Consider the following 24,028-nt stretch of genomic DNA (forward strand, 5'->3'; position numbering starts at 1 on the left):
GGCTTCATGGCTACAGAATTTGCAAGAAAGCGCGGGGCTGGTATTTGTTTCCTTGCAAATATCGCACCACACTTCAGCCGAAATCGCGCTGCATATCAATGGGTTGCAAGTTGTTCAGGGTGGACTACCTAGACACACGTCATCCTGCTCGATCGACACTTGGCCGTCTTCATTCCGTGTCAGACGCAGTAGCACCGTCATTCGGCTCCAGCCCTGGCCAACTTCAGCGACAGTACCGGCATGCCGGCGGTCAATCGGGAAGTATTGCAGCGTGGTCAAAAGAAGGTTATCTGAGGCGTTGAGGACGCCCACAGCGGGCACCCCGTTGCAGTAAAATTGATAGGGTTCCTTGACCATAATTCGGTGATACCCTACCTCTTCAAAATTCTCATTGAAGATGAGAATGTGGCAATCCACTGCGTGACGCTGCCCCTCGTTGCATCGGTAAGTCGGCTGCCCCTTGAAGTTCGAGGGGGTGCACACCTCGTCTGCCCGACTCTTGGTCATGAATCCGATGGGCTCTAGATAATGCTGGCGGCCATCGATTTGCAATTTGAAACCGCGATGCTGCTCAAAGTCGCGACGGTTGGGTTCGACTCGGCTCATTGCTGCGGAACGGCCCTCCGCGGATTTGGCCGCCGCCTCCTCCACTTTCTCCACCTCGGTCTGTGTGCAGACGGGTCGGGGACGCAAGCCTCGTTGGAGCGATGCCAGTTCCTCGGTATTCCGAGATGATCCCGTGCAGGTGCGCTCGGTAATCCAGTCGCTTGACAGTTTAATCTCGGCGTGAACCAGCGGAGGCAAGCACATCAACAGCGAGGCCACCAAGTTATGGAAAATCCATAGATGTAATGTCTCACGCTTGCATTCTTCGCCGCAGCCGATCAGTATATTCTTTCTATTTTCAATGGATTCGTAAACCTCTCGGCGGTCTTCCCGGAGCACTGGCGCCGATATGTTGGCGATCTTGGCTTGCAAGCCGCCTTCGGAGGATCCCGCCTCCTGACTCGCCCACTCCAGTGCGGCCTTGATGGCTGGCACGTGCTTGCCGTAATATGCCATGCCGTCGCCACCGTTGCGACCACCCAGAACGTACATCTGGTATTCATGGTCCGCATAGTGATAGGCGTCTTCCAAGAAGACCCGGCTGTTGCGCTGGAACACCGAGCGATCACCTTGTTTCAGTTGCGCAAAACCCATGTTTTACAAGGCAACACCGCGCGGTGGACGAGGTCCACTCTGTTTGGTATGGCCGTGCAGGGCATGCGGGGGAGCACCCCTCGCGTAATTAAAATTTTAATACCGATGCACTCGCGTTCCAGGGCTACAGCCCCCATTGGCCCGATTGGCTCTTCTTTGCACTGCCGCTCAACCGAGCCAACATACACCGCATACGCGTCCCGGCATCGTTTCCAAGCGGTGTAACTCGTTCGGCGCTGAGCCTGCCAGAACTGGCGGGCACGGCACTCTTCCGTCATTGTTGCCTGCGGCCCACTTGGGTTTCAAGAAATCAAACAAGGCCATCATTTCTTCTCTCGGTTAGGCGCCGCACGCTGATCCTTGGCTACAGCCCCGCCCGTCTGCCAAGCAGCTTGCTGCGCGCCTTGTTGAACACCCGTCTGGCCAACTTTGCTTCGCATCTCCGTGACCCCCAAGCGTTCTACTAGGCCGGGGATGACTTCAGAACCATAGCCCACCTTGCCGTTGATGCTCTTCCAGCCGCTGTGTCGAGCTTCCAGTTGTATGCCGTTCTCCAGAACAGTCTTGCCGCCACCTTCCGAGTACTGCCCGGCGATCTTGTCACGGAGCTGCTCACTCACAGTGCTGGTACAGGCAGGCGCCTTGACCCCGCCCCCAAGCGGTATGTGAATCATCGCCACCATTCCATTGCGGTTGAACTCATCCAGCACAGCGAACTTCTGGCGCCATTCCTCAGCGGTCTTGGGCGCTTCACCCCGCCCCACCAGAATCCGTCCGGATTGGACTTGCCGACGTCAACGCGTGGGTTTTCCCTTTTGGGCCGAATGAGCGGAACAAGGTCACGCCTTCTGCACCCAAATCAACGTTCTTGATTTTGCTGCTGGCCGCGGCAATTGCGAGGTAGTACTCGACGCTGCTCCGCCGACTGCATACGGCTGTCACTCATCGGGGCAAGCGCTATCCAGTCATGTGAAATGCAAGCAAGGATGACCGCCTAATCATGAGGTGGCACGAAACGATTGCCTCCCATTCGATGCGCGTGTCTAGCAATACTAGTTTGACTGCAATTGCTCTTCGACAAATGCGACCGCATCTTCAACTGACAATCCAGGCCCCGCATGAGGAGGCTCCACTGAGCTCCAGAGCTCCTCCCCGGAGGGGGGAGGAATAAGTCTCCCTTTTTCATAGATGAAAGAGACATTGTTTTTAAGCGCAATCACGCTTCGCTTGCCTCCCCAAGAAGCCCAGTGGAACTCGTTGCACGCCTTCTTAACTCCGAACGCAAGAACCTTCGGTGGCTTTATGTTGAAGTCCACTAGATACAAACGCCCAGCGCAGGCCGTTGATGTAGGGGCTCCACTCGTATATATGCGTATGGATTTGTCTGGGCTCGAGTCATCAGGAAACAATCGCACATCCCTAAGAATGGATTTCCCCCGAAAGTTTATCAAATCCTCAGTAGCGCCTCCCTTGTAGGTGCACTCAGTTCGCGAGACCTCGCCAAAGGGATATATCTTTGGCTTACTGGTCTTGCACGACACAGAGTTTTCCGCATTCGACCATCCAACGAAGGATGCAAGAAGCAATATAGCCACTGAAATCTGCTTACTCGACAATTGAGATCTCCTCGCCACCAATTTTCACCACAAGATCTGAAAGTCGCCTTGGCTTGATAGCGGCGCTGCAAAAGTATTTTTCAGACTGGGAAAATTGCCTATCGACAAAGACTGCAAACCAAGCCCTGTAAGCCTTTGCAACATCGCCGTCGGCCTCCTCAATCATTTCGTTAGCCTTTGCGACCCCCTTGGCGCCCAACTGAATCTCGAACTTTCGTCTTAGCCCTGCCTCACCGCCCGAGCCTTTGACGAGCAGATTCTTGATGAACAACGGCCCCGCGCCCTCCCCCTCATGGTGCATAAGGTACATCAGCTTTGCCCGGTCCATATCACTCAGACCGGCCAATTTGAAACCCTGCTTTTCCAAGACTTTCAAGTTCGCGTTGCCATAGTCAGCCGCAGCATTGATTGACCAAGCAGGATCCATCCGCATTGCCAAGCAGTTCTTGACGTTTTGATCGCCCTTCTGTTTTCCAGGCGTCGTCGTAATTGAACCATCGCTCAGCACAAATGCCCAGTAGCTCTTGCCTTTTGCATTCTTCTCCTGGCGCACCCATCCCTTAGCTACGCTTTGCTCGTGGATGAAGCAGCCCGGTATCAACACGTGCGTCAGCCATGTGCTGGCTAGGAACTGTGTCAGACCCGCTGCGCCACTTTGTGGATTGCCCGCGTTTGCATTCCACAGTTCGCGCACGGTTACGGTCATCAGCCGGCCCTTCTTATCCTTCATCTGGTTGCCGTCAGGCCCGATCCGGGGCAATTTCTCAGTAACCTTGCCCGCCTCGCAGTCCATGAGCGCGCACAGTGCCTGAGGCGCCAGTCCAAGCCGTTTTGCGGCACTCAAGATCTGAGTTCTGTAAACGTTGTTTCTGCCGAGACGTAAATTGTCTGAATTGGGACACTCCGGCCCTGCCGCGATGGTTGCTGGCTGCCCTGCGTTAGACAGGGTCTTGGTCACGGCCCCCTGGCTTTGGCCAAACAGACCCTCTACATTGACGTGTGCAGACAACCATGCCCTGGCACGCTCGACCGCTCCATTCAGATTCCACCAAGCACTGTCGTTGCTTTGATTTGTTGGCGCTGCGGCGGCAACCGGCGCTGCCGCCGCAGCTGCCGGCGGAAGCGCCCTATCAGGTCTTGAAGGCGCCGACGAGCTGTTGCCCGAATCGGCAGCGGCAGTCTTTGGTGATGTGGGTCTCGCCGCCTGTTGGTGTGCCCTGAGCGGCATATCAACCTTTACCTTCGGACTGCGAACAATGGCGACCTGCTTACATTTGCTCAGATCAATCTCGCAAACGGGCTGCGCCTCCCCTTTGTCGTCTTTGACTTCGATCTTCACTCGACCCTTGCGGTCTTGAGGCACTTCGAAGGAGACGTCCCCCTTCGTCAGTGTCTTCGCCTCAATGGACGCACCGGTAGGCAAGGTCAACGTCAATGTCATGCCTTGGATAGGTTGATCGAGCCCATCGCGAAACAATATCGTCAACGCTTGGTCCTCGGATTCCTCCCCACGCTTGTCAGCATAGGGAACTTCCTCGGAAGCCTTGGATATCTCGCTGTAAGGAACCACATCGGGTTTGGGCGACTCTGGTATCGGATGAAGTCCTGGTTTGGTCTCTTCAACCGGCGCTGTATTTCCAACGCTGTCACTCATACAAACTCCCTGACTCATCTCCTGCATTCATAGTTTCATCTGAGCCTTCGAATCGTTGGGGCACGTCTTCTCCGCTGTGATATTCGACGGCCCATGGAGCGCTTGGCCCGACCAAGGCATGCAGAGCTTCGCCCTCAGTTCTGACTCGTCTTGGCGATTGGCCATCCCCACTGGTCTTGCCTTGTTCGACAACGGTCTTCCCCTTATGCAGCGAATACTTCGCCGCCATTGACTCCCCGGTGATCGGGTTGAATATAACCATCCGTTCACTGAATTTTTCAGGCTCGGGTGTAAATATCGGAATTGGAGTCGAGCTGGGTACTCCCACAGCGCCATCCGGCAGATCAGGCAAGCTCGCCCTCCCGCCCACCCCCTTACCCCAATCATGCCCCGCCCCCTTCACCGTCCACGTCCCCGGACAGGTGAAGGTGATGTCCCCACCCTTGAGCTGGATCTGGCTCTGCCCCGCCGTCAGCGTGATGCTGTTGCTGGCCTGGATGCGGATCTCGTCGGTGGTGCTCTGGATGGTCAGGTCTTGGTCCGACCAGATTTGCTGCGCGTCGGTGTGGGCCCGCAGGCTGAGCGGGCCGTTGGCCGCGATCGCCTTGATGCCGCCCGCGTGCGTGTACAGGCTGGTGGTCTGGCCGCTGACGGCACTCAGCGTGTGCGCGGCCGTCAGTTGCACGTCGCCCTGCGTGGTCAGGCTCGTGTCCTGGCCGCTGAACAGGCCGATGCTGGCCGGCGTCACGAACACGGCGCTGGCCGGGGTGTCGAGGTGCAGCAGGGGCTTGGCAAAGCGCTCGACCGGGTCCCGCAGGGTGCGGCTGCCGGGTTGGGCCTTCTTCGCTTCCTGCCCCCCCACCGCGCCGTTGTACTTGCCTTGCGCGGCCGGGTCCATGGCCTCGGTGTGCTGTTGCAGCGCCTGGCTGGCGTCGTGGCTGGCCAGGCCTGCCGCGCCTTGCTGGCGGGCGCTCTGGCTCAGCGCATCGCCCAGCTGGCGCGCGCCCTTGAGCTGGCTCACGGCTTCGGCCGCGTCCATCTGGGTGCTTCGCACACTCGCACCCATCGCGGGCCGGGCGCTGGTGCTCAGCAACAGGCCCTGGCCGGCGCGCACCACGGCCCAGCCGTCGGTGTGGCCGTAGAAGCCTTCACCCAGCCACGCACCGCGTTGGGCGCAGCCAGCACCACCCCTGCCGCTTTGCTGGATCAGGTGGCCCAGGCTGAGCTCGCTCCAGCCGGTGGCGCCGCTGTGGCTGGCCAGGCGCATGCGCAGCTGGCCAGTGGCATCGTCGATCAGCCACTGGTTGGCACCGCCACCGTCCAGGTGGGGGCTGTGCCAACCTGAGATCGTGCCGGGGTGGTTGGTGCCGGCGTCCACGCCTGCTGGCCAGGGCAGGTCGTGCTGGCCGTTGTGCAACTGGCCGATCACCAAGGGGCGGTCGATGTCACCGTCGACGAAGTCCACCAGCACTTCGGTGCCCGCGCGAGGGGTGAAGACAGCGCCCCAGTTGGGACCGGCCACGCTTTGCGCCACGCGCACCCAGGTGCCGCTGGTGGCATCGCCCGGGGCGTGGCCGGTGTCTGCACCGGCTGGGGTGGTGGGTGCGTTGAGGGCGCCTGCCAGGGGGCGCGCGCCGCGTTGCCAGCCGAACTGGATGCGGATGCGACCGTCGCGGTCGGTGGTCAGGGGCTCGCCGGGGTGGGCCACGACGACCGCCGTCTGCAAGCCGGGCGCCGTCGGCGCATCGATCGGCATGGGCGCCAGCCGCACGCTGGCCGGCACGGCATCAAAGCGGTTGCGGTAACTGCCCTGTTCGATGTCGGGCTGGCGCAGCAGACGGGCCGCCTCGCTGCCCAGGTTGTTGGCGGCCTCGTGCACCACGCGCAGCACGCGGAAGGCACCGGGCGCGGTCGGCTCGGTGAGGGCACCGCCGCCCCCCATCGCCGAGCGGGCGGTGGCGGCCAGGGCGGCCGCAGCACCGTACAGGCTGTGCTCGGTCAGCAGGAAGCGCGCGCCCTCATGCAGCGCCCGCACGGCGCTGTCGCCTTCGGCGCGCGTGTGGTGCAGTTCGTGTGCCGCCATGCGAGCCTGCGCACGCGCCTCGGCCACTGCGGTGCTGGCAGGCTGGGCCGTGGTGACGCGGCCCTCGGCATGCTGCCGCTCGCCATGGCCGCGGTAGTCTTCCAGCAGGGGCACGACCCCCTGGTCGGTCAGCGCGGTCGCCGCCCCCGCCACGCCGGCCAGTTGACGCTCGTCCCAAGCGGCCACAGTGACGGCATTGGCGCCCACGTGCCGGCCCACGCGCCAGGCGGTCACGGTGTCCTGCGCCAGGCCGTCGTCGAACAGGCCGGTGCCGAGCAGCCCTGCGCCCCGCATGTCCGGTCGGCTGAAGCGCAGGGTGCCCAGGTCGGGCACCTCGGCCTGATCGTCGAAGATGACCAGCGTGTGCCGGGCAGCGCGGGCGCCGGCCACAGTAGCGCGCGCCTGGTCCGATCCATCCTGCGGACCCGCGTGCTCCAGCCGCCAGCTCCAGCCTTCCTGGGCCATCAGGCGGCACACGAAGCGCCAGTCGGTCTCGCGATACTGGGTCGTGATGGCACGCAGCGGGCCGGGCTGCGCCAGGTCGAAACGGAAATGCGCTTGGGGCCACGCGGCCAGCACCTCGGACACGATGTCCTGGGTCGTGCGGTCCTGGAAGATGCGGGTGTCGCGGCGGTGGGTGAGCCAGTGCGTCCAGGCTGCGAGCGTCAGACGGTAGCGCGCCAGGCCGCCATCGGCGCCCAACTGGGCGGCGCGCACCACGTAGCCATGCCAATGGCGCCAACTGCCATCGGACCGCATCAGGCGCAGTGTCATTTGCTCGCCTTGCAGCGCCTTGAGCTCCAGCAGCGCGCTGGTGGACAGCGCATCGACTTCGGCCCAGAGGGGCTCGGCCGCGTGCACGGCTTCGGTGACACGGCAGCGCTCGACCACCAGGGTGGCCGAAGGCAGGGCGGTTTCCAGTTGCAGCAGCCGGGTGGCCTGCCCGATGCCCAGTGCGGCCTTGAGACGGGAGAGCCCTTCGTCCAGCAACGACGAGGGATCGGCCAACGATGACGCCGCCGCGCGCGACGCCGCGACCATGCCGCCCACGGACGGTAGGTTCATGCACTCACCTGAGGTTTATTGTCGGTATCGCGCGATTCTCGGCGGGGCCGCGGGCGTAGCCGACCACACTGGAAGGGGGAAATTGCAAACAGGCGTTACAGCGGTGCCCGCCCGTCATGACCTCAGGGCACCTACAATCGCGGGCCCTTTTTCTCCCTCGGCCCGATCCCGCCTCACGCCATGTCCTACTGCGCCATCGACTTCGGCACCTCCAACTCGGCGATTGCCATCCCGGCCGGCGCGGGCGGCATGCGGCTGGTTCCCCTGGAGGACGGCCACCTGACGATGCCGACCGCGGTGTTCTACTGCACCGATGCGGATGACCTGCCGCCGGGCACCGTGCGCGGGGTGGGCGCGGACGACGCCCTGCCACGCACCTTCGGGCGCGCCGCCGTGGCGGCCTACATCGAGGGCTACGAGGGCCGGCTGATGCGCTCGATGAAGAGCGTGCTGGGCACGGCCTTGGTGGACCAGACAACCGAGGTCGGCAACGGCATGGGGGTGAAGTACCTCGACATCATCACCGGCTACCTGCGGCATCTGCGCAGCAAGGCCGAGGCGGCCGGCCAAGCCCCGCTGGACCGCGTGGTGATGGGGCGCCCGGTGTTCTTCGTCGACGAGGATCCGGTGCGCGATGCGGCCGCCCAGGCCTCGCTGGAAGCCGCGGCCCGTGCGGTCGGTTTCAAGGAAGTGGCCTTCCAGTACGAGCCGATCGCGGCGGCGTTCGACTACGAGCAGCACGCCACCGAAGAGCAGCTGGTTCTGGTCGCCGACATCGGGGGGGGCACCTCCGACTTTTCGGTGGTGCGGGTGGGGCCCGGACGCGCGCAGGCGCTGGACCGCCGCAGCGACATCCTGGCCAACCACGGCGTGCACATTGCCGGCACCGACTTCGACCGCCGGGTGTCGCTGGCCAGCGTGATGCCACCGCTGGGCTATGGCGGCTTCGGCCCGAGCATCAAGGGCCAGGCGCCACGCCCGGTGCCAAGCCGCGTGTACTTCGATCTGACCACCTGGCACCTGATCAACACGGTGTACCAGCCGCAGCGTGTTGCCGAGTTGCGCAGTATGGCCGATTTCTATGGCGACCCGGTGCAGCATCAGCGCCTGTTGAAGGTGGTGATGCAGCGGCTGGGTCATGCGCTGGTGGGGCGTGCCGAGGCCGCAAAGATCGCCGTGGCCGAAGGCGGCTCGACCGACATCGACCTGGGCCTGGTCGAGGCCGGGCTGCACAGCCCGCTGGACGGGGCCCAGGCCGAACAGGCGCTGCGCGACGACCTGGCCCGCATCGTGGCCTGCGCACACGACACGGTGGCACAGGCGGGCGTGGCGCCCGATGCCATCCATGCGCTGTACTTCACCGGTGGCTCCACCGGCCTGAAGCTGCTGACCGAGCAGCTGGAAGCCGCCTTCCCCGCCGCGCGGGCCGTGCGGGGCGACCGGCTGGCATCGGTGGCCACGGGCTTGGGCCTGCATGCCCAGCGGCTGTTTCAGACGGCGTCGGTCAGCAGGTAACCCAGGCCGCGCAGCGTGGTGATGCTGGCGCCGGTGCCTTCGAGCTTCTTGCGCAGGCGCGAGACGTAGCTTTCGATCGCCTCGGGCCGGGCCGAGGCATCCATGTCGTAGACCTTCTCGAAGATCAGTTCGCGCGCCACTGGGCGATCGAGCCGCGACACCAGGGCCTCGAGCACGGCCAGTTCACGCGGGGTGAGCGCCAGCGGACGGCCATCACAGGTGACCAAGCGGCTGCTGGTGTCGAACTCGACCCGGCCGATGCGCACGGTGGGCGCCCGCACGGTGCCCCGACGTGACAGGGCCCGCACACGGGCTTCGAGCTCGCTGAGTTCGAACGGCTTGGCCAGGTAGTCGTCGGCCCCCATGTCCAGGCCGCTCACACGCTCGGCCAGGCTGTCGCGCGCCGTGAGGATGAGGACCGGCAGCCCGCTGCCCCGGGCACGCAGGCGACGCAGCACCTCCAGCCCGTCGATCCCGGGCAGGTTCAGGTCCAGGATGGCCAGGTCGTAAGGCTGCGTGGCGAGGGCGTGGTCGGCGTGGTCGCCACGGCCCAGCACGTCAACCGCATGGCCGCCCTTGCGCAGGGCTTTCGCCAGGCAGTCGGCCAGCTCTTCCTGGTCCTCGACGAGCAGCAGGCGCATGGTGAAACCTCGTGTTGGAAATGCAGTCGCGCGAAGCAGGGCGTGATTTCAGCATGAACGCCGCCACACCGCACCTATGGAAGGTCACACGGCGTCTCGGATCGTTCTCGGTGTTTTCCCGCGAAGCGCTGGCGCGCCCGCCGATCGCCAGATTCCTGACAGGAAGCCTGCCGATCATCCGCGGCCACTGACCCATTTTCCCATTCTCACACCCGGGTCACTGGAGACAACATGACACACGCCTTTCGCTCTCACCGCCTGGCCACGCTGAGCGCCGCAACCCTGACCGCACTGCTGGCCGGCACGGCCGCCCACGCCCAGAGCAGCAACCTGAGCATGTACGGCCTGATCGACCTGGGGCTGGAGTACCGCACGAACAACAATGCCGCCGGCAACAGCCAGTGGCGCGTCAACTCCGGCGGCATCAACACCTCGCGCTTCGGCTTCAAGGGCCAGGAAGACCTGGGTGGCGGCCTGAGCGCGCAGTTCAACCTGGAAGGCGAACTGAGCGCCGACACGGGCGCCGCCGACACGGCCCTGTTCGGTCGCCAGGCCTGGGTGGGTGTGGACAGCAAGTCGCTGGGCGGCGTGGCGTTGGGACGCATGTCGACTGTGGCCTATGACTTCATTGCCCCGCACGATTTCATGGGCTATGCGCCGCAGTACTCCTGGGTGACGGGCACCGCCACCGTGCCGAAGGCATCGTTCACCAGCCGCATCAGCAACGGCGTGCGCTACCTGGGGCAGTTCGGCAACGTGCGTCTGGGCCTGAACGCCGGCCTGGGTGAAGTGGCCGGCTCGCTGAACGCCAACACCAGCCGCGGCATCTCGATCGGCTACGACGCCGGCCCGATCTCGGCCCAGCTGAGCCTGGACGACGGCCGCACCGCCGCCACGGAAACCGCCACCACGTCGACCAGCAACCGCAGCTGGATCGCCTCGGGCACCTACAGCCTGGGCACCACCAAGCTGTACGCCGGCGTGCGCGACACCAAGCGTGAGCCCGTGGGCACGATCAGCAGCAGCAACGCGGCCTTCCACACCACGTTGTACTGGCTGGGTGCCAGCGCCCCGGTGGCCAACAAGGTGACGGCCTTTGGTGGCATTTACGTGGAGAACAAGCACGGCACGCCGTCGAACCCCGTGATGCTGGCCGGCAAGGTGCACTACGACCTGTCCAAGCGCACGCGCCTGTACGCCACGGCCGCCATCGCCCGCGCGCAGACGGAAGACGGCGTCGCCACCCGCACCGGCGTGTTCCGCGACCAGACGCCGCTGACCAACCACCAGACCGGCATCGGCTTCGGGCTGCAGCACCGCTTCTGATCGACGCGAGACGGGCCGCCACACGCGGCCCGAACCGGATGCAAAAAAGCCGTGGCGGCATCCCCGCACACGGCTTTTTGCATGCTTGGGGCCACGCTGCGGTGGCCGCCTTCTCGTCAGGCCTTGCCGCCCGATTTCGCCTTGGCGGCTTCCAGCGCCAGCGCCAGTGCCGACTTGGGCGCGTTGGCGTCGGCCGGGCGATCGCGGCGGGGGGCGCCTTCGTGGCGCGGGCGGTCCTGGCGATCCTGCCGGTCGGTGCGGCGGCCGTCGGCACGCTCACCGCGGGGGCGCTGTTCACCGTCTGCACGACGCGGGCCCCGGTCGGACGGGCGGTCGCCACGCGGGCGATCGCCTTGCGGACGGTCGGCGCGCGGCGGGCGGTCACCGCGTTCGGCTCGGGCCGGGCGCTGAGCCCCGTCGGCCGGCGCAGCGGCAGCGCCGTCACGCGGGGTGCGGTCCGCTCGCGGACCACGCGGGCGCTGCTCGCCGCCTCGGTCGGCACGGTCACCGCGATCACGACGGGGGCCCTGACCCGGGCGCGGGCCGCGTGCGCGCGGCTCCGGCTTGGGCTCGGCCGCTTCCTTGCGGGCCTGGACCAGCAGCGCCTCGAAGGCCTCGGCCGTCATGCCCTTCTCGGCGCAATAGGCCTCGGTCGTCACCTTGCCCGCTTCGACATCGGCCAGCAACTGGGCGCGTTCACGGCGCGCCTGGGCCTCGGCCTCGCGGCGCTCCTTGACGATGGCGCGGCGGCGGGCGAGCTCGGTTTCCGCGATCTGACGGTGTTCTTCCGACAGCTCGCCAGCAGGGTTGCCGTCAAGGTCGAAGCGCGACTGCGCCTTGGTCACGGCGATCAGGTAGGCCGTGGCATGCGTGTAGCGGCGGAAGAAGCCCGACAGCGCGGTCTTCGTGAACACGCCGGGCGCGCGCTCCTGGATGTCGGTCTGGATGCGCAGCTTCAGCGGCTTGGGCTCGCCACCAAACAGCGCCGGGAAACGCTGCTTCAGCTCGGCTGCGCAATCGGCCGGGCTCATGCCGGATGGCTCGGCGGCAGGGGCTGGCGCATCGGGCGTGGCCGGGCCGGCTTCGGCCGACACGGCGGGCGCCGCCGGCACCTCGGGTGCGGCGGGCTGGTCAGCGGGAAGGTCCGAAGGAGGCAGGGGAGTCGAAGACATGGAACAGGTGGCAGCGCCGACATGGCGAAACCTCGATTGTGCGCGATGTGGCGCACCTTGCCACGCCTGCCTGCACGCGCGCCGTGGGAACGGCCCTGGCCGCGGGTCGGGCCATCCGGCGAACGCCACCCCACAAGGGTGCCGATCGGGTTAGGCTGCAGGCTGACCAACCGCCCTTCGATGGACCATGCTGATTCAGGACGCCAACACCCTCCTGCTGGTCGTGGACCTGCAGACCCGACTGATGCCGGTGCTGTCCGGCGCGGAGGCCGTGGCCCGCCAGGCCATCGCCCTGATCGACACGGCTGCGGACCTGGCCGTGCCCGTGCTGGTCTCGGAGCACTGCGTGGACAAGCTCGGCGGCTCACTGCCTGCGGTGCGAACGGCCGCCGAGGCCGCCGGCGCCACCTTCGTGCACAAGACGCACTTCAGCTGCACCAACGAGCCCGGCTTTGCCGACACGCTGTATGCCCTGGGGCGGCGGCAGGTGGTGGTGGTGGGCGCCGAGGCGCATGTCTGCGTGATGCAGTCGGCGCTGGGGCTGCTGGCGGCCGGCTATGCCGTGTTCGTGGTGGCCGACGGGGTGGCCTCGCGGGACGAGGCGAACAAGGCGCTGGCGCTGCAGCGGCTGCAGGCCGCCGGGGCCACCATCGTCGGCAGCGAGATGGTGATGTTCGAGTGGCTGACGCATGCCGGGCATCCGGCGTTTCGCCAGGTGCTGCCGCGCATCAAGGGCCCGGCCTGAAGGGCATCACAGACGGATCAGGCGTTCGAGCGCCTTTTCCAGTGTGGCCGCCGACTTGGCGAAGCAGAACCGGATCACGCCATCGTCGCGCCCGTCCGGGTAGAAGGCCGACACCGGGATGGCGGCCACGCCGTGCTCGGTTGTCAGGCGCTCGACAAAGGCGCGGTCGCCCTGGTCGCTGATGGCGCTGTAGCGCACGCACTGGAAGTAGGTGCCCTGGCAAGGCAGCAGCTCAAAACGTGAGCCGGCCAGAGCCTGCCGAAAGATGTCGCGTTTGCCCTGGTACAGGGCCTTGAGCTGCTCGTACCAGCCCGGGCGCTTCATGAACTCGGCCAGCGCGACCTGGCTGGGCGTGTGCACGGTGAAGGTGATGAACTGATGCGCCTTGCGGAACTCGGCCATCAGCGCACGCGGGGCGAGGCAATAGGCCACCTTCCATCCGGTGATGTGATAGGTCTTGCCGAAACTCGACACCACCAGACTGCGCTCGGCCAGGCGCGGATGGCGCAGCACGCTTTCGTGGCGCGCCTGGTCGAAGACCATGTGCTCGTAGACCTCGTCGCTGAGGAGGACGATGTCGGTGCCGGCCACCAGGGCTTCGAGCCGCGCCATGTCGTCGGCCGTCCAGACGCTGCCCGTCGGGTTGTGCGGGGTGTTGAGGATGATCATCCGCGTGCGCGGCGTGATGAGCCGGGCGACCTCGTCCCAATCGGGCCGCCAGTCGGGCTGCTGCAGGGTCGCGTACACCACCTTGCCCCCCTGCAGCACGACACTGGGCGCGTAGCTGTCGTACACCGGGGCGAACACGATCACCTCGTCACCCGGATGCACGAGCGCCGCGATCGCGGTGAACAGGGCCTGTGTGGCACCCGCCGTCACGGTGATTTCGGTGTCGGGGTCGAAGGCCGCGCCATACAGGCCCTGCACCTTCTCGGCGATGGCTTCGCGCAGCACCGGCAGCCCGGCCATGGGCGCGTACTGGTTGTGCCCCGCGCGCGCGGCCTGGTCCAGCAAGGCCAGCAGATCGGCCGGGGCGTCGAAATCCGGGAAGCCCTGAGACAGGTTGATCGCGCCGTGCTGCTGCGCCAGAGCGGACATCACGGTGAAGATCGTGGTGCCCACGTCGGGCAGGCGCGAGGCAAAGGAAACAGGCGTGTCAGGCATCCGATGAGGATAGCCGGACACGCTGCTGTGCTCGACATCAGAAGGTGTAACGAGCCGTCAGGTTCGCGTTCAAACGCGCGCCATAGCCGCAGTCCTGGTTCAGGCCACGGCACCAGGCCAGATAGGTCTTGTCGGCGAGGTTCTTGACGTCGAAGCGGAAGTCCCAGGGGCCGGTCGTGTAGCCGACCATGGCATCGACCAGCGTGACGGTGGGCAGCACCGGCTGGCCGTTCGCGCCGGTGACCGAGCCGGTGTGCCGCACGCCCGCACCGGCCCGCCAGCCGCCCTGGAAGCGGTACTGCGCCCAGGTCGACGCCAGGCGCTCGGCGACCGAGCCCAGGCGCAGGCCTGTCTGGGCGTTGACCGCGTCCATGTCGGTGTAGTTCGCTGACAGCTCCAGCGCGCCCATGCGGTGCCGCACCTCGGCCTCCCACCCCTTGGTGTGTGCGCCCACCTGCTCCAGCCCGCCCGGCATGCTGCCGGTGGCCACGCGGTTGCGCTCCTTGATGTCGAACCACGCCAGGTTGACAGACGTCTGTCCGGAATCGGACAGGTACTTCAGGCCCGCCTCTTTCTGCTCGCCTTCGGTGGGTTTGAGGTAACCCCCGCTCGGGGTGCCGTCGGTGCCCGCATTGGGCACAAAGGCTTCGGAATAGCTCACGTAAGGCGACACCCCGTTCGGCAGCTTGTACATCAGGCCCAGCCGCCCCGTCGTCGCTTCGTTGTGCACGGTGGTTTCCGCGCCGCTGACCGCCACCGCGACGGTGCGCGCATGGTCGCGGCGCCAGGCCGCCGAGGCCACCCAGGGGCCCCAGGTCACGTGGTCGGTCGCATACAGACCCGTCTGGATCAGCTTGCTGTCGGGCCGATCGAGCCAGGTCAGCGCCGCCGTGTTCACGCTGCCGTAGACGGGGTTGTAGAGGTTGATGCTGGTGCCGCTTCCGTACGCGTAGTTGTACTCTTCCCAGAAGGCGTGCTGGTGGTCCAGGCCCACGGCCAGCTGGTGCCGCGTCGGTCCCAGGTTCACCTGGCCTTCCAGTCGCACATCGCCCGAGGTGACCTCGGTCTTGCGGTCGGCGGTGTAGATGTTGCGGCCGATGACGCCGGCATCCGTCGGCACGGCGCCCACCGTGGCCCAATGTTCGCGGGTGACCGAGGCCGAGTGCGTCTTGCGCAGCGCGGCGGCCACACGCCAGCTGTCGGCCAGCTGCTGGTCGACCAGCAGCGTGAGCTCGTTCTTGCGCGTGTCGTAGCGGTCCCAGCCCGGCTCACCCACAAACGTGCTGCTCGACAGCTTCCCCAGCGGCGCCGGGTTGATCGTGCCCTTGGAGGGCAGGAACTGCGAGGACACCTGGCCCTTGTACTGCTGGTGTGCGAACAAGGCCGTCACGCTGGTGCCCGCGCGGGGTTGCCACGTCACGGACGGCATCAGCACCAGGGCGTCGTCGGCCACGTGCTGGACCTGGGTGTCGCTGTCGCGCTTGAGGGCCACCAGGCGATACAGCCACTCGCCATCGGCCGACAGCGGGCCGGTCAGGTCGGCGGCCACCTGCTTGCGGTTGTGGCTGCCCAGCTGCACCTCGATCTCGCGCCGGGGTGTGGCCTGCGGGCGCTTGCTCACCACGTTGAGGATGCCGCCCAGCTCGGCCTGGCCATACAGCACCGAGGACGGACCCTTGAGCACCTCGACGCGCTCGAGCATGTAGAGATCCGGCCGAACATTGTTGTAGTAGCCGTATAGGCTGCGCAGGCCATCGATGTAGGCCGCCGGCGACAGACCACGGATGGCCGCCCAGTCGCCCCGGGTGTCGAAGCCGTAGCGGCCACCCTGCACGCCGGCGCTGTACAGCAGCGCGTCCTCGACGCTGCGCGCGCCCGTCTCACGGATCTGCGCCACGTCGATCACCTCCATCGAGAACGGGGTCTCGTACACGCTGGCCGGGCTCTTGCCGACCTGGGCCGGACGGGTCTGGGTGATGAGGCGGTCGGCGCGGGGCGCCTTGCTGGCCTTCACACGGACTTCCGGCAGCGTGCCTTCCGCCGTGGCGCCCCCCGTGGTCACCGCGACGCCGTCATCGGCCGCGAGCACGGGCTGCACACACGCCAGCCATACGGCCAGGCACAAGGGTGAGGGGCGATGAAAGAAAGGCATGACGCGATTACGTAACAAGAATGAGATTGATTCGCATTCTATAATTAGGCTTTCAATGAGGTGTGTGGAATCCGGATGGACGCTGCGCCCTTTCCACCGCCCTTGCCGCGAACCCGTGTCATGCCAGCCACACCCTCTTCTCGTCCCTCCAGGTGGCCCTGGGCTCACCGCATCGTCCTGAGCATCGTCGGCGCCTATGCCCTCACGTGGGGTCTGTCCGCGCTGGCGGTCGTGGCCTTGGTGGCCGGCGGCGTGGCCTTCCACGAGGCGGAGCACGGCGTGCTCGTCGTGGCCTTCCTGGTCTACCTGGGCGTGTTCATGTGGGCCTTCGCCGCCCCCCGACTGAGCCAGGTTTGGCTGACCGTCGGCGGAGGCGCCGCCGTGTCGATGGCGGCCGCCCTGTGGTGGCAACACCTGCTGATGCGCTGAAGGAGACCCCGATGAACTGGACTTTCCGCCAGGCCATGGTCTGGATGCACACCTGGCTGGGGCTCGTCCTGGGCTTCGTGCTGATGGTGGTGTTCTTCTTCGGATCGCTCTCGGTGTTCGACCGCGAGATCGACCGCTGGGCCATTCCGCAGACGCGCTTCGCGCCGCAGCCCATGCCGTCGTTCGACCAGATGCTGCGGCCGCTGATGGACCGGATGGAGCCGTCGCCGATCGAGTACGCCGCGAAGATGCCGGTGCTGCATGATCCGGCCAAGGGCCCGATGACGCCGCGCCAGGCCCTGCCCATCGACGAGTTCTGGGCCTACACCACCCACCGGGACCCGGTGCTGCTGGTGGGCGCCGATTTCGCCGTGCCCTTGCCCAAGGACCCGGCCGCACACAACCACATCCACAACCGCGTGACGGTCGACCCGCGCACCGGCCAGTTGCTGAAGGACGACCAGCTGAAGGTGGGCAGTGCCTTCTTCTACCCGCTGCACTACAGCCTGCACCTGAACTGGAAGAACATCGGCTACTTCGTGGTCGGGCTGGCGGCCTTCATCATGCTGGCTGCGCTCGTCAGCGGCGTCGTGATCCACAGAAGGCTGTTCCGCGAGTTCTTCACCTTCCGGCCGCGCAAGCACCTGCAGCGCAGCACACTCGACCTGCACAACCTGACCGGCGTGCTGGCCCTGCCCTTCCATTTCTTCTTCGCCTTCACCGGGCTGGTGATCTTTGCCGCGTCGACCTACATGCCGCTGGGGCACACGGTGCTCAAGCCGCTGCATGATCGGCACGCGGTGCTGGAAGCGGCCCGGACGGGGCTGCCGCACGAGCGCGCGGGGGTGGCCGCACCGTTGGCCTCGGTCGATGCCATGGTGGCCGAAGCCCGCCGCCGCTGGGCCGAGCGCGACATGCCCGGCCAGGTGGGCTTTCTGAAGCTGCATCACATTGGCGATGCCAACGGCTACGTCAGCATCTACCGCGCCGGCAGCGACCGCGTCGCCCTGGTCGGCGAGGGCATCCACTTCCAGGCCAGCACCGGACGCGTGCTGTACGAAGACCCGCCGCGTGCGCCCGCCTCGGCCGTGCACCAGTTCCTCTCCGGGCTGCACCTGCAGCACTTCGAACACTGGCTGCTGCGCTGGCTGTACGTCGCCGGAGGCCTGATCGGCTGCGTGTGCATCGGCACCGGCTTCGTCTTCTTCGTGGAAAAGCGCAAGCAGCAGCACGCCCGCCAGGGATCGGCCGGTGCGCGTGTGGTCGACGCGCTGGCCGTGACCACCGTGACGGGCATGCTGCTGGCCACCACCGGCATGCTGCTGGTGAACCGCCTGCTGCCCGCCGACCTGAGCGGTGCGGCAGACTGGCAGATGCGGGCGTTCTGGGGCATCTGGCTGCTGAGCCTGGTGCATGCCGGCTGGCGCAATGCCCCGGTGGCGCGCGGGTTGCGCTCACCGGCATGGCGCGAGCAATGCCTGGCCCTGGCGGGGGTGGCGGTGGCCGCGGTGCTGGCCAACGGCTGGAGCACCGGGGCCCATTTGTGGGTGACGGTGCCGGCCGCTCAGTGGCCGGTGGCCGGGGTCGACCTGAGCCTGCTGGCCACCGCGGCCCTGGCGCTGGCGGTGCGCCGCCGGCTTGGCCGCGAACCGCGCCCCGTACCGGGCACGGCCCAGGCGCGTCACACACCGAAGGAGGTGGCCCATGCCTGAGTGGATGCAATGGCTGATCGCCCCGCTGCTGGCCCACGCCGGCATGGTGTGGCTGGCCCTGGCCATGCCGGAGCACTGGCAACAGGTGTGGGCGACCCGCACCGAGCCCACGCCGGTTGTGCAACGCGGGCTGAGGGCACTGGGCGCGGCCGCACTGGCCGGTGCGTTGGGGGTCTGCCTGCTGTTGGATCACCCCTCGATGGCGGTGCTGGTGTGGGTGATGTGGCTCAGCGTGGCCGCGGTGGTGGTGACCATGGGGCTGGCCTGGCGACCTGCGCTGTGGCGGCCTTGGGGTGGCTGTCGGCGCGCCGCTTGAGCGCCCGCCTCATCAGACCCCGTTGTCGTGCAACGGGGCGGTGGAGGCCTCCAGGCTGGCATCGGCCTGTTCCAGCAGGGGCAGCATGCGGCGGGTCAGCTCGATGTCGTTGGTGACGCCCAGCTTGCGCTTGATCTGGTAGTGCAGGTTGCAGACGGTCTTCTCGCTCAGGTGCAGGGTGGCCGCGATGTCGGACACGGGCATGGGGCGCAGCAGCATGCGCAGGACCTCGAACTCGCGCGGGGTCAGGGCGTCCAGCCCGGTGTCCCCCTCCACCCGGGCCAACGCCAGGGCCTGGGCCACATCAGGGCTGAGGGCACGGCGGCCCTGGGCCACGTCGGCAATGGCATTGAGCAGCGTCTCGGCCGGGCTGGACTTGGTGACGTAGCCCCGCGCCCCCGCGCGCAAGGCCACCTGCGCAAAGTCCGGTGAGCCGTGCATGGTGAAGATCAGCACGCGAGCCTGTGGATCGATCGCCAGCAGCCGGCGCGTCAGCTCCAGCCCGCTCTGGCCCGGCAAGGCCATGTCGGTCACCACCACATCCGGGCGGTTCTGGCGGTACAGCAGGTAGGCCTCTTCGGCGCTGCCTGCATCGTCGATCAGATCAAGGTGGGCCTGGCGGCGCAGCAGGTGGCGATAGCCTGCGCGGACGATGGCATGGTCGTCGACCAGCAGCAGGCGGATGACCGGGGTCGACATGGCATCAGACATGGGCAGGCACGGGGCGCAAGGGCCATTGCAGGGTCAGAACAAAGGCTTCACCGGCCCCAGCGGGCTGGCGTGCCGTGTGCAGGTCGCCGCCCCGTGCGCGCACGCGCTCGGCCATCATGCTGAGGCCCAGGCCGGTGCCGCCGGCGCGGGACACGGACGCCGTGGGCAGACAGGCGTTGCGCGCCGTGAGGCACAGGCGGCCATGCGTCATGGCCACGGACAGGTGAACCGGCTCGCGCGCATCGGCATAGCGTGCCGCATTGGTGAGCGCCTCCTGGCAGGCGCGGTACAGCCCCAGGCTGGTGGCCTCGTCCAGCTCGGCAGGCCAGCGCGCCGGCAGGGTCAGCTCGGCCCGCAGCGGCGGCTGGCGCGCCGCGCGCTGGCGCAGGTTCCAGGCGCTCACCAGTTCCTGCAAGGCCCACTGCAACCCCTGCTCGTCCAGCAGGGGCGGGCGCAAGCGGCCCAGCAGGCTGCGCACGCCCGCAGCCAGCTCGTTCACGGTCGCGTCCAGGATTTCGGTGTCTTCCATCGTGGCGGGCTCGCCGGCCGCGGCGCTCTGGCGGATGCCGGACGACACCGCCTGCAGCGCGGCAATGCACTGCCCCATCTCGTCGTGCAGATCGTGGGCGATCTCGCGGCGCTCGGCCTCCTGGGTGTCGATGAGCCGCGTCGTGAGCGCCGCACGAATGGCCGTCAGCTGCGCCAGGGTGCCGGCCAGACGCTGGATGCCCTCGCTCAGGCGGCGGAACTCGCGTGCGCCCTGCCGCGGCAGCGTCAGGGTGTGCTCGCCCGCGCCCAGGCGGTCCAGCGCGGCCACAAAGCCGGCCGTGGGCTGCAACAGCCGGCGCAACACCAGCCACACCAGCAGGTCCAGCGCCACGATGGTGGCCGCCGTCAGGCTGGTGAGGTCCTGCAGACGGCTCCAGAGCTGCTCGATCACCGCGGCGCGCTGTGGCTCGATGCGCAGCACGCCGTCTTCGCGCGACCACAACCGGATCCCCCGGGTGACGCTCAGCGGCAGGCGCTCGCCCAGCCACGCGGCCAGCCAGCCGGGCACGGCCTCGGTGGGCGGCGGCGGCTCGCAACCCCACTGCACCACGGGTTGGTCGATGGCCTGATAGCGCAGGCACACCGGCCGGCCATACAGGGCCACCACCCGCGCCAGATCGGGCAGGCGCCCGCCCGCGTCCTGCGCCACCAGTTGCCGGCGCAGCTGCTGCTCGGTCAGGTGCTGCAGGGCGTCGGCCTGGGCTTCGATGGTCTTGAGCCCCTCTTGCTGCAGGCGCCACACCACGAAGCCCGACACGCCGAACCAGCACAGCAGGCCAACCAGGGTCATGCGGATCAGCAGGTGGGCAGACAGGGACATGGCGAGCGAGGATACGCTCAGCGCGGCGCGCGTGCAGTGGTGTCAGCCCTGTGCCGGACTGTGTCACTCCGGGACATACACCATGCCGCCATCGTGCATGCGGTACAGCATCCCGGCCTTGACGCCGGCACCGGCGCCCTGCCCGTCCGTGGCCTTGTAGCGGTCGATCTTCTGGCCGTCCTTGATGACGATTTCCATGTCGGGCTGGCCGGCGCGGCGGATCACCGTCAGCTTGTCGTCGTTGAAAGGATTCAACGGGTTCTGGCTGACCACCAGCAGCAGCGCCGCCACCAGCACCAGGAACACGTCGATCAGGTTGACCACCGACAGGATGGGATCGTCGTCTTCCAGGTCTTCGAGCAGGCCCGAAGTGCGGCGCTGGCGTGCACGCGGGGTCACAGGCTTGGTCTCGCTCACGACATGAGCTCCTCATCGCTGGCCAGGCTCAGCATGTCGGCGGCATACCAGCGCCGGCGCACCTGGGCCACCGCATACGTGATGGCCGCCGCGATCAACGCCAGGATGACGGCCGAGAAGGCCACCATCAGGCTGCGCGACACCTCGGCCATCTGCCCATCGGCCAGTGCCTTGAGTGCCGGCCCCATCGGGATCATCGTGGCCACCAGGCCGAGCATCGGCGCCACACGGGTGACCAGCCGCACCAGCTCCAGCCGGCGCAGGGCCAGGGCCTCGAGGTGGCTGAGCGACAAGGCGGGCTCACGCTCGCGCCACATGCGCAGCTCGAAGCCGGCCGGCAGGCCCCGGTGGCGCTGCCAGGCCTGGCGCACGAAACCACCGAGCGCCACGAAGGCATAGGCAAAAGCGGCGCTGATGGCCACCAGCACGGGCACGAGAAAAAGCTGGCTCACGCCGTACATGGCGTGGTCGATGGAGGCGATGGCACTCATGCGGGTTGCCCTCCTGCCTGCACGCGAAGGCCAACCAGCCGGGTGCGGCCCTGCCGCCAGGCCCCGATGGCCACCAGCAGCGCCAGCACGGCGCCCAGCCCCACGGTATACCAGCCCGAGAACGCGGGCGTGGCAGCGGTGGGCTGCTTCTGCAGCGCCTGGCCCTGTACATCCTCAGTCGGCACCCCCACGCCCTTGCCCGTGCGGTCACGCGAGCCGGTGTGATAGCCGGTCTTCAGAAAGGTCTGCGCATCTTCGCTGCCTTCGGCGGCGGCCTGCTCGAACCACTTGCGCGCCTCGGCCTCGTTGCGGGCCACCCCGCGCCCTTCCCACAAGGCGCTGGCGTAATGCAGCTTGCCCATCACGGCATAGCCATCGTGACCGGACTCGGCCGCGCGCTTGAACATCGCGGTGGCGGCCGCGGAGTCCTGGGGCACGCCCTCGCCTTCCTGCAGCAGATGCCCCTTCCAGATCATGGGACCGACAAAGCCCTTGGCGATGCACTTGTCGAAGATCTTGTGGGCGGTGGCGTAGTCGCCGCATTTGGCGGCCAGATAGCCGTAGGCGCACATGGTGATGCTGGCCGGCTGCTCGGCCTGGTAGGCCAGGGACAGGTCACTGACGTTGTTGGCAGCCATGCTGGACGGGCCGGCGCCGCTCGGCTCGGGCTGACCGCAGGAGCCGGCCTGAGTCTGCGCGTGGGCCGGGACGGCCGACAGCGCCAGCATGAGGGTCAGGGCAAGGGGGATCCGGGGCGTTGGGGGTGGGAGGAAAGGAAAACGGCGAACCGGGAACATGGGGCACTCCTGAGACATGAGGCCGCGGTGTGCGGGTGGAGCTCACTGTAGGAATGCGCAGGGGGCGAGGCCAGGGCAGGGTGCCCGGGAGGGGGCGGGCAAATTGCCCGAGGGGGGCGTTCCTCAGAAGGCGTCCTGTTTATTCATCGTCATCGCAGAACGCTACGGTGGCGGTGTCAACTCACGCCCGCTGATGGGCGCGACCCCGTGTTGCTGCTTGCCTTCTGGTTCCGCCTGGTGTTTCAACCCACGCGTCCGTGATGGGCGCGACGGTCTTGTTCTCGCTCTGGCGCGTGGTGCCCACCCAGTTTCAACCCACGCGCCCGTGATGGGCGCGACTGCGCTCCACGCGCGCCGCCGTCATGTTGCTGCTGTTTCAACCCACGCGCCCGTGATGGGCGCGACGGCGCGGGCACCACCCCGCCGGAATCGGATCCAGCGTTTCAACCCACGCGCCCGTGATGGGCGCGACGACCTTGCGCCCATCGCTGACGGCGTGATCCTCTGGTTTCAACCCACGCGCCCGTGATGGGCGCGACAGCCGTTACCGTACGGCGTGACGCCAGAGCCCGCGTTTCAACCCACGCGCCCGTGATGGGCGCGACCGTTGTCCACCCCTCGCCCGTTGTCCCAGCCCCGCACGTTTCAACCCACGCGCCCGTGATGGGCGCGACCACCGGGAAGGTGGATGCGTCGTTCACCCGCATCGCGTTTCAACCCACGCGCCCGTGATGGGCGCGACGCTTGCCTTTGTCGCTCACAAGGTGAGCCCGAGCAGTGTTTCAACCCACGCGCCCGTGATGGGCGCGACGCCGCTCACCCGTCATAGAGGCAACGTCCGCGCGCCAGTTTCAACCCACGCGCCCGTGATGGGCGCGACACCCTAAACCCGACACCAAGCACAGAGGCCCAGGGTTTCAACCCACGCGCCCGTGATGGGCGCGACATCCATGTCGAAAATCAAGCTGGGCAATCGCCCGAAGTTTCAACCCACGCGCCCGTGATGGGCGCGACGATTTCCTCGTGAGCGCGCCGGCATCCGTGGTGCAGTTTCAACCCACGCGCCCGTGATGGGCGCGACCAGCCAAGCTGGAGGCACTGGCCGGCACGATCGAGTTTCAACCCACGCGCCCGTGATGGGCGCGACACGCCGGTCGGGTGCTGGTACTCGGTCTGCAGGAGTTTCAACCCACGCGCCCGTGATGGGCGCGACCGTCGTCCTGGTCAGAGGTCACGCGGGCCAGATCGTTTCAACCCACGCGCCCGTGATGGGCGCGACTTCACGGAGTAAGTGCGCATGCCCAAGTTCAAGGGTTTCAACCCACGCACCCGTGATGGGCGCGACGCCCTGGCCATCCCGGCTGCCATCTGTGCCTGGTTGTTTCAACCCACGCGCCCGTGTTGGGCGCGACCCTTGGACAGCAGTGCATCCTTGAGCCAGGTGTAGTTTCAA

Annotated in this window: 20 protein-coding genes and 1 CRISPR repeat array; of the genes, 7 read left to right on the forward strand and 13 right to left on the reverse strand. The window is 66.8% G+C overall.

Annotated elements, in window-relative coordinates; all coding sequences use genetic code 11:
* Positions 1-114: 114 nt before the first annotated feature.
* The 4 genes from QZ709_RS10515 to QZ709_RS10530 form a co-directional block, all read right to left on the reverse strand.
* Positions 115-1,200, reverse strand: coding sequence for a hypothetical protein (locus QZ709_RS10515; protein ID WP_294637230.1), 1,086 nt, complete (start codon positions 1,198-1,200; stop codon positions 115-117).
* A 323-nt stretch (positions 1,201-1,523) separates the two neighbouring features.
* On the reverse strand, positions 1,524-1,910 hold the full coding sequence (locus QZ709_RS10520; protein WP_294637232.1) for a hypothetical protein: 387 nt from the start codon (positions 1,908-1,910) through the stop codon (positions 1,524-1,526).
* Positions 1,911-2,805: 895 nt separating this feature from the next.
* Entirely contained in the window at positions 2,806-4,470 is a 1,665-nt protein-coding gene (locus tag QZ709_RS10525; RefSeq protein ID WP_294637233.1) for a hypothetical protein, read from the reverse strand.
* Positions 4,463-7,618, reverse strand: coding sequence for a type VI secretion system Vgr family protein (locus tag QZ709_RS10530; protein ID WP_294637234.1), 3,156 nt, complete (start codon positions 7,616-7,618; stop codon positions 4,463-4,465). Before QZ709_RS10530 ends, QZ709_RS10525 begins: the two co-directional genes overlap by 8 nt.
* 180 nt (positions 7,619-7,798) lie before the next feature.
* Between QZ709_RS10530 and QZ709_RS10535 the strand changes: the two genes are divergently transcribed.
* On the forward strand, positions 7,799-9,133 hold the full coding sequence (locus QZ709_RS10535) for an Hsp70 family protein (protein ID WP_294637235.1): 1,335 nt from the start codon (positions 7,799-7,801) through the stop codon (positions 9,131-9,133).
* Here QZ709_RS10535 and QZ709_RS10540 read toward each other — a convergent pair.
* A complete protein-coding gene (locus QZ709_RS10540) occupies positions 9,109-9,774 on the reverse strand; it encodes a response regulator (protein ID WP_294637237.1) in 666 nt (221 codons plus the stop codon). The two genes, QZ709_RS10535 and QZ709_RS10540, sit on opposite strands and share 25 nt — an antisense overlap.
* Before the next feature lie 11 nt (positions 9,775-9,785).
* On the opposite strand from QZ709_RS10540, the gene QZ709_RS10545 reads away from it, so the two are divergent.
* Together QZ709_RS10545 and QZ709_RS10550 are read left to right on the forward strand one after the other, a co-directional pair.
* Complete coding sequence (locus tag QZ709_RS10545; protein ID WP_294637238.1) at positions 9,786-9,965, forward strand: hypothetical protein; 180 nt, start codon at positions 9,786-9,788, stop codon at positions 9,963-9,965.
* Between the two features lie 40 nt (positions 9,966-10,005).
* Entirely contained in the window at positions 10,006-11,100 is a 1,095-nt protein-coding gene (locus tag QZ709_RS10550) for a porin (protein WP_294637239.1), read from the forward strand.
* 116 nt (positions 11,101-11,216) lie between these two features.
* Here QZ709_RS10550 and QZ709_RS10555 read toward each other — a convergent pair whose 3' ends face one another.
* Entirely contained in the window at positions 11,217-12,272 is a 1,056-nt protein-coding gene (locus QZ709_RS10555) for a ProQ/FINO family protein (protein WP_294637240.1), read from the reverse strand.
* Between the two features lie 187 nt (positions 12,273-12,459).
* On the opposite strand from QZ709_RS10555, the gene QZ709_RS10560 reads away from it, so the two are divergent.
* The gene (locus QZ709_RS10560) at positions 12,460-13,017 is read left to right on the forward strand and encodes an isochorismatase family protein (protein ID WP_294637241.1); all 558 of its coding nucleotides are present in this window, start codon (positions 12,460-12,462) and stop codon (positions 13,015-13,017) included.
* Between the two features lie 6 nt (positions 13,018-13,023).
* Here the strand turns inward: QZ709_RS10560 and QZ709_RS10565 are convergent, their stop codons facing one another.
* Together QZ709_RS10565 and QZ709_RS10570 are read right to left on the reverse strand one after the other, a co-directional pair.
* Complete coding sequence (locus QZ709_RS10565; protein ID WP_294637242.1) at positions 13,024-14,181, reverse strand: pyridoxal phosphate-dependent aminotransferase; 1,158 nt, start codon at positions 14,179-14,181, stop codon at positions 13,024-13,026.
* 37 nt (positions 14,182-14,218) lie between these two features.
* A complete protein-coding gene (locus QZ709_RS10570) occupies positions 14,219-16,333 on the reverse strand; it encodes a TonB-dependent siderophore receptor (RefSeq protein WP_294637243.1) in 2,115 nt (704 codons plus the stop codon).
* Between the two features lie 120 nt (positions 16,334-16,453).
* On the opposite strand from QZ709_RS10570, the gene QZ709_RS10575 reads away from it, so the two are divergent.
* Genes QZ709_RS10575 through QZ709_RS10585 form a run of 3 tightly spaced genes read left to right on the forward strand, consistent with a single transcriptional unit; the run spans position 16,454 to position 18,790 of the window.
* Positions 16,454-16,762, forward strand: a complete 309-nt coding sequence (locus QZ709_RS10575; RefSeq protein ID WP_294637244.1) for an iron uptake protein — start codon at positions 16,454-16,456, stop codon at positions 16,760-16,762.
* An 11-nt stretch (positions 16,763-16,773) separates the two neighbouring features.
* Positions 16,774-18,474, forward strand: a complete 1,701-nt coding sequence (locus tag QZ709_RS10580; protein WP_294637246.1) for a PepSY domain-containing protein — start codon at positions 16,774-16,776, stop codon at positions 18,472-18,474.
* Positions 18,467-18,790, forward strand: a complete 324-nt coding sequence (locus QZ709_RS10585) for a DUF3325 domain-containing protein (RefSeq protein ID WP_294637248.1) — start codon at positions 18,467-18,469, stop codon at positions 18,788-18,790. The genes QZ709_RS10580 and QZ709_RS10585 overlap by 8 nt, the downstream gene beginning before the upstream one ends.
* 12 nt (positions 18,791-18,802) lie before the next feature.
* Here the strand turns inward: QZ709_RS10585 and QZ709_RS10590 are convergent, their stop codons facing one another.
* The 5 genes from QZ709_RS10590 to QZ709_RS10610 form a co-directional block, all read right to left on the reverse strand.
* Complete coding sequence (locus QZ709_RS10590) at positions 18,803-19,501, reverse strand: response regulator transcription factor (RefSeq protein WP_294637249.1); 699 nt, start codon at positions 19,499-19,501, stop codon at positions 18,803-18,805.
* A complete protein-coding gene (locus QZ709_RS10595; protein WP_294637251.1) occupies positions 19,494-20,870 on the reverse strand; it encodes a histidine kinase in 1,377 nt (458 codons plus the stop codon). The genes QZ709_RS10590 and QZ709_RS10595 overlap by 8 nt, the downstream gene beginning before the upstream one ends.
* 63 nt (positions 20,871-20,933) lie before the next feature.
* Positions 20,934-21,287, reverse strand: a complete 354-nt coding sequence (locus QZ709_RS10600; protein ID WP_294637253.1) for a DUF2149 domain-containing protein — start codon at positions 21,285-21,287, stop codon at positions 20,934-20,936.
* The gene (locus QZ709_RS10605; RefSeq protein ID WP_294637254.1) at positions 21,284-21,778 is read right to left on the reverse strand and encodes a MotA/TolQ/ExbB proton channel family protein; all 495 of its coding nucleotides are present in this window, start codon (positions 21,776-21,778) and stop codon (positions 21,284-21,286) included. The genes QZ709_RS10600 and QZ709_RS10605 overlap by 4 nt, the downstream gene beginning before the upstream one ends.
* Positions 21,775-22,575 (reverse strand): hypothetical protein, encoded by an 801-nt coding sequence (locus QZ709_RS10610; protein ID WP_294637255.1) that lies wholly within the window; start codon positions 22,573-22,575, stop codon positions 21,775-21,777. The genes QZ709_RS10605 and QZ709_RS10610 overlap by 4 nt, the downstream gene beginning before the upstream one ends.
* Positions 22,576-22,747: 172 nt before the next feature.
* Positions 22,748-23,987: a CRISPR direct-repeat array (repeat unit 32 nt; unit sequence GTTTCAACCCACGCGCCCGTGATGGGCGCGAC).
* Positions 23,988-24,028: the final 41 nt, after the last annotated feature.

It is taken from the genome of uncultured Aquabacterium sp. (assembly GCF_913773725.1).
GTDB lineage: Bacteria > Pseudomonadota > Gammaproteobacteria > Burkholderiales > Burkholderiaceae_C > Aquabacterium.

What these genes read in the sequence shown, in the direction of transcription:
- QZ709_RS10575 (WP_294637244.1), top strand. Translation starts at nt 16,454, where the DNA reads ATGCCAGCCACACCCTCTTCTCGTCCCTCCAGGTGGCCCTGGGCTCAC.
- QZ709_RS10555 (WP_294637240.1), bottom strand. Translation starts at nt 12,272, where the DNA reads ATGTCTTCGACTCCCCTGCCTCCTTCGGACCTTCCCGCTGACCAGCCC.
- QZ709_RS10580 (WP_294637246.1), top strand. Translation starts at nt 16,774, where the DNA reads ATGAACTGGACTTTCCGCCAGGCCATGGTCTGGATGCACACCTGGCTG.
- QZ709_RS10560 (WP_294637241.1), top strand. Translation starts at nt 12,460, where the DNA reads ATGCTGATTCAGGACGCCAACACCCTCCTGCTGGTCGTGGACCTGCAG.
- QZ709_RS10550 (WP_294637239.1), top strand. Translation starts at nt 10,006, where the DNA reads ATGACACACGCCTTTCGCTCTCACCGCCTGGCCACGCTGAGCGCCGCA.
- QZ709_RS10570 (WP_294637243.1), bottom strand. Translation starts at nt 16,333, where the DNA reads ATGCCTTTCTTTCATCGCCCCTCACCCTTGTGCCTGGCCGTATGGCTG.
- QZ709_RS10585 (WP_294637248.1), top strand. Translation starts at nt 18,467, where the DNA reads ATGCCTGAGTGGATGCAATGGCTGATCGCCCCGCTGCTGGCCCACGCC.
- QZ709_RS10515 (WP_294637230.1), bottom strand. Translation starts at nt 1,200, where the DNA reads ATGGGTTTTGCGCAACTGAAACAAGGTGATCGCTCGGTGTTCCAGCGC.
- QZ709_RS10540 (WP_294637237.1), bottom strand. Translation starts at nt 9,774, where the DNA reads ATGCGCCTGCTGCTCGTCGAGGACCAGGAAGAGCTGGCCGACTGCCTG.
- QZ709_RS10525 (WP_294637233.1), bottom strand. Translation starts at nt 4,470, where the DNA reads ATGAGTGACAGCGTTGGAAATACAGCGCCGGTTGAAGAGACCAAACCA.
- QZ709_RS10535 (WP_294637235.1), top strand. Translation starts at nt 7,799, where the DNA reads ATGTCCTACTGCGCCATCGACTTCGGCACCTCCAACTCGGCGATTGCC.
- QZ709_RS10610 (WP_294637255.1), bottom strand. Translation starts at nt 22,575, where the DNA reads ATGTTCCCGGTTCGCCGTTTTCCTTTCCTCCCACCCCCAACGCCCCGG.
- QZ709_RS10595 (WP_294637251.1), bottom strand. Translation starts at nt 20,870, where the DNA reads ATGTCCCTGTCTGCCCACCTGCTGATCCGCATGACCCTGGTTGGCCTG.
- QZ709_RS10565 (WP_294637242.1), bottom strand. Translation starts at nt 14,181, where the DNA reads ATGCCTGACACGCCTGTTTCCTTTGCCTCGCGCCTGCCCGACGTGGGC.
- QZ709_RS10590 (WP_294637249.1), bottom strand. Translation starts at nt 19,501, where the DNA reads ATGTCTGATGCCATGTCGACCCCGGTCATCCGCCTGCTGCTGGTCGAC.
- QZ709_RS10605 (WP_294637254.1), bottom strand. Translation starts at nt 21,778, where the DNA reads ATGAGTGCCATCGCCTCCATCGACCACGCCATGTACGGCGTGAGCCAG.
- QZ709_RS10530 (WP_294637234.1), bottom strand. Translation starts at nt 7,618, where the DNA reads ATGAACCTACCGTCCGTGGGCGGCATGGTCGCGGCGTCGCGCGCGGCG.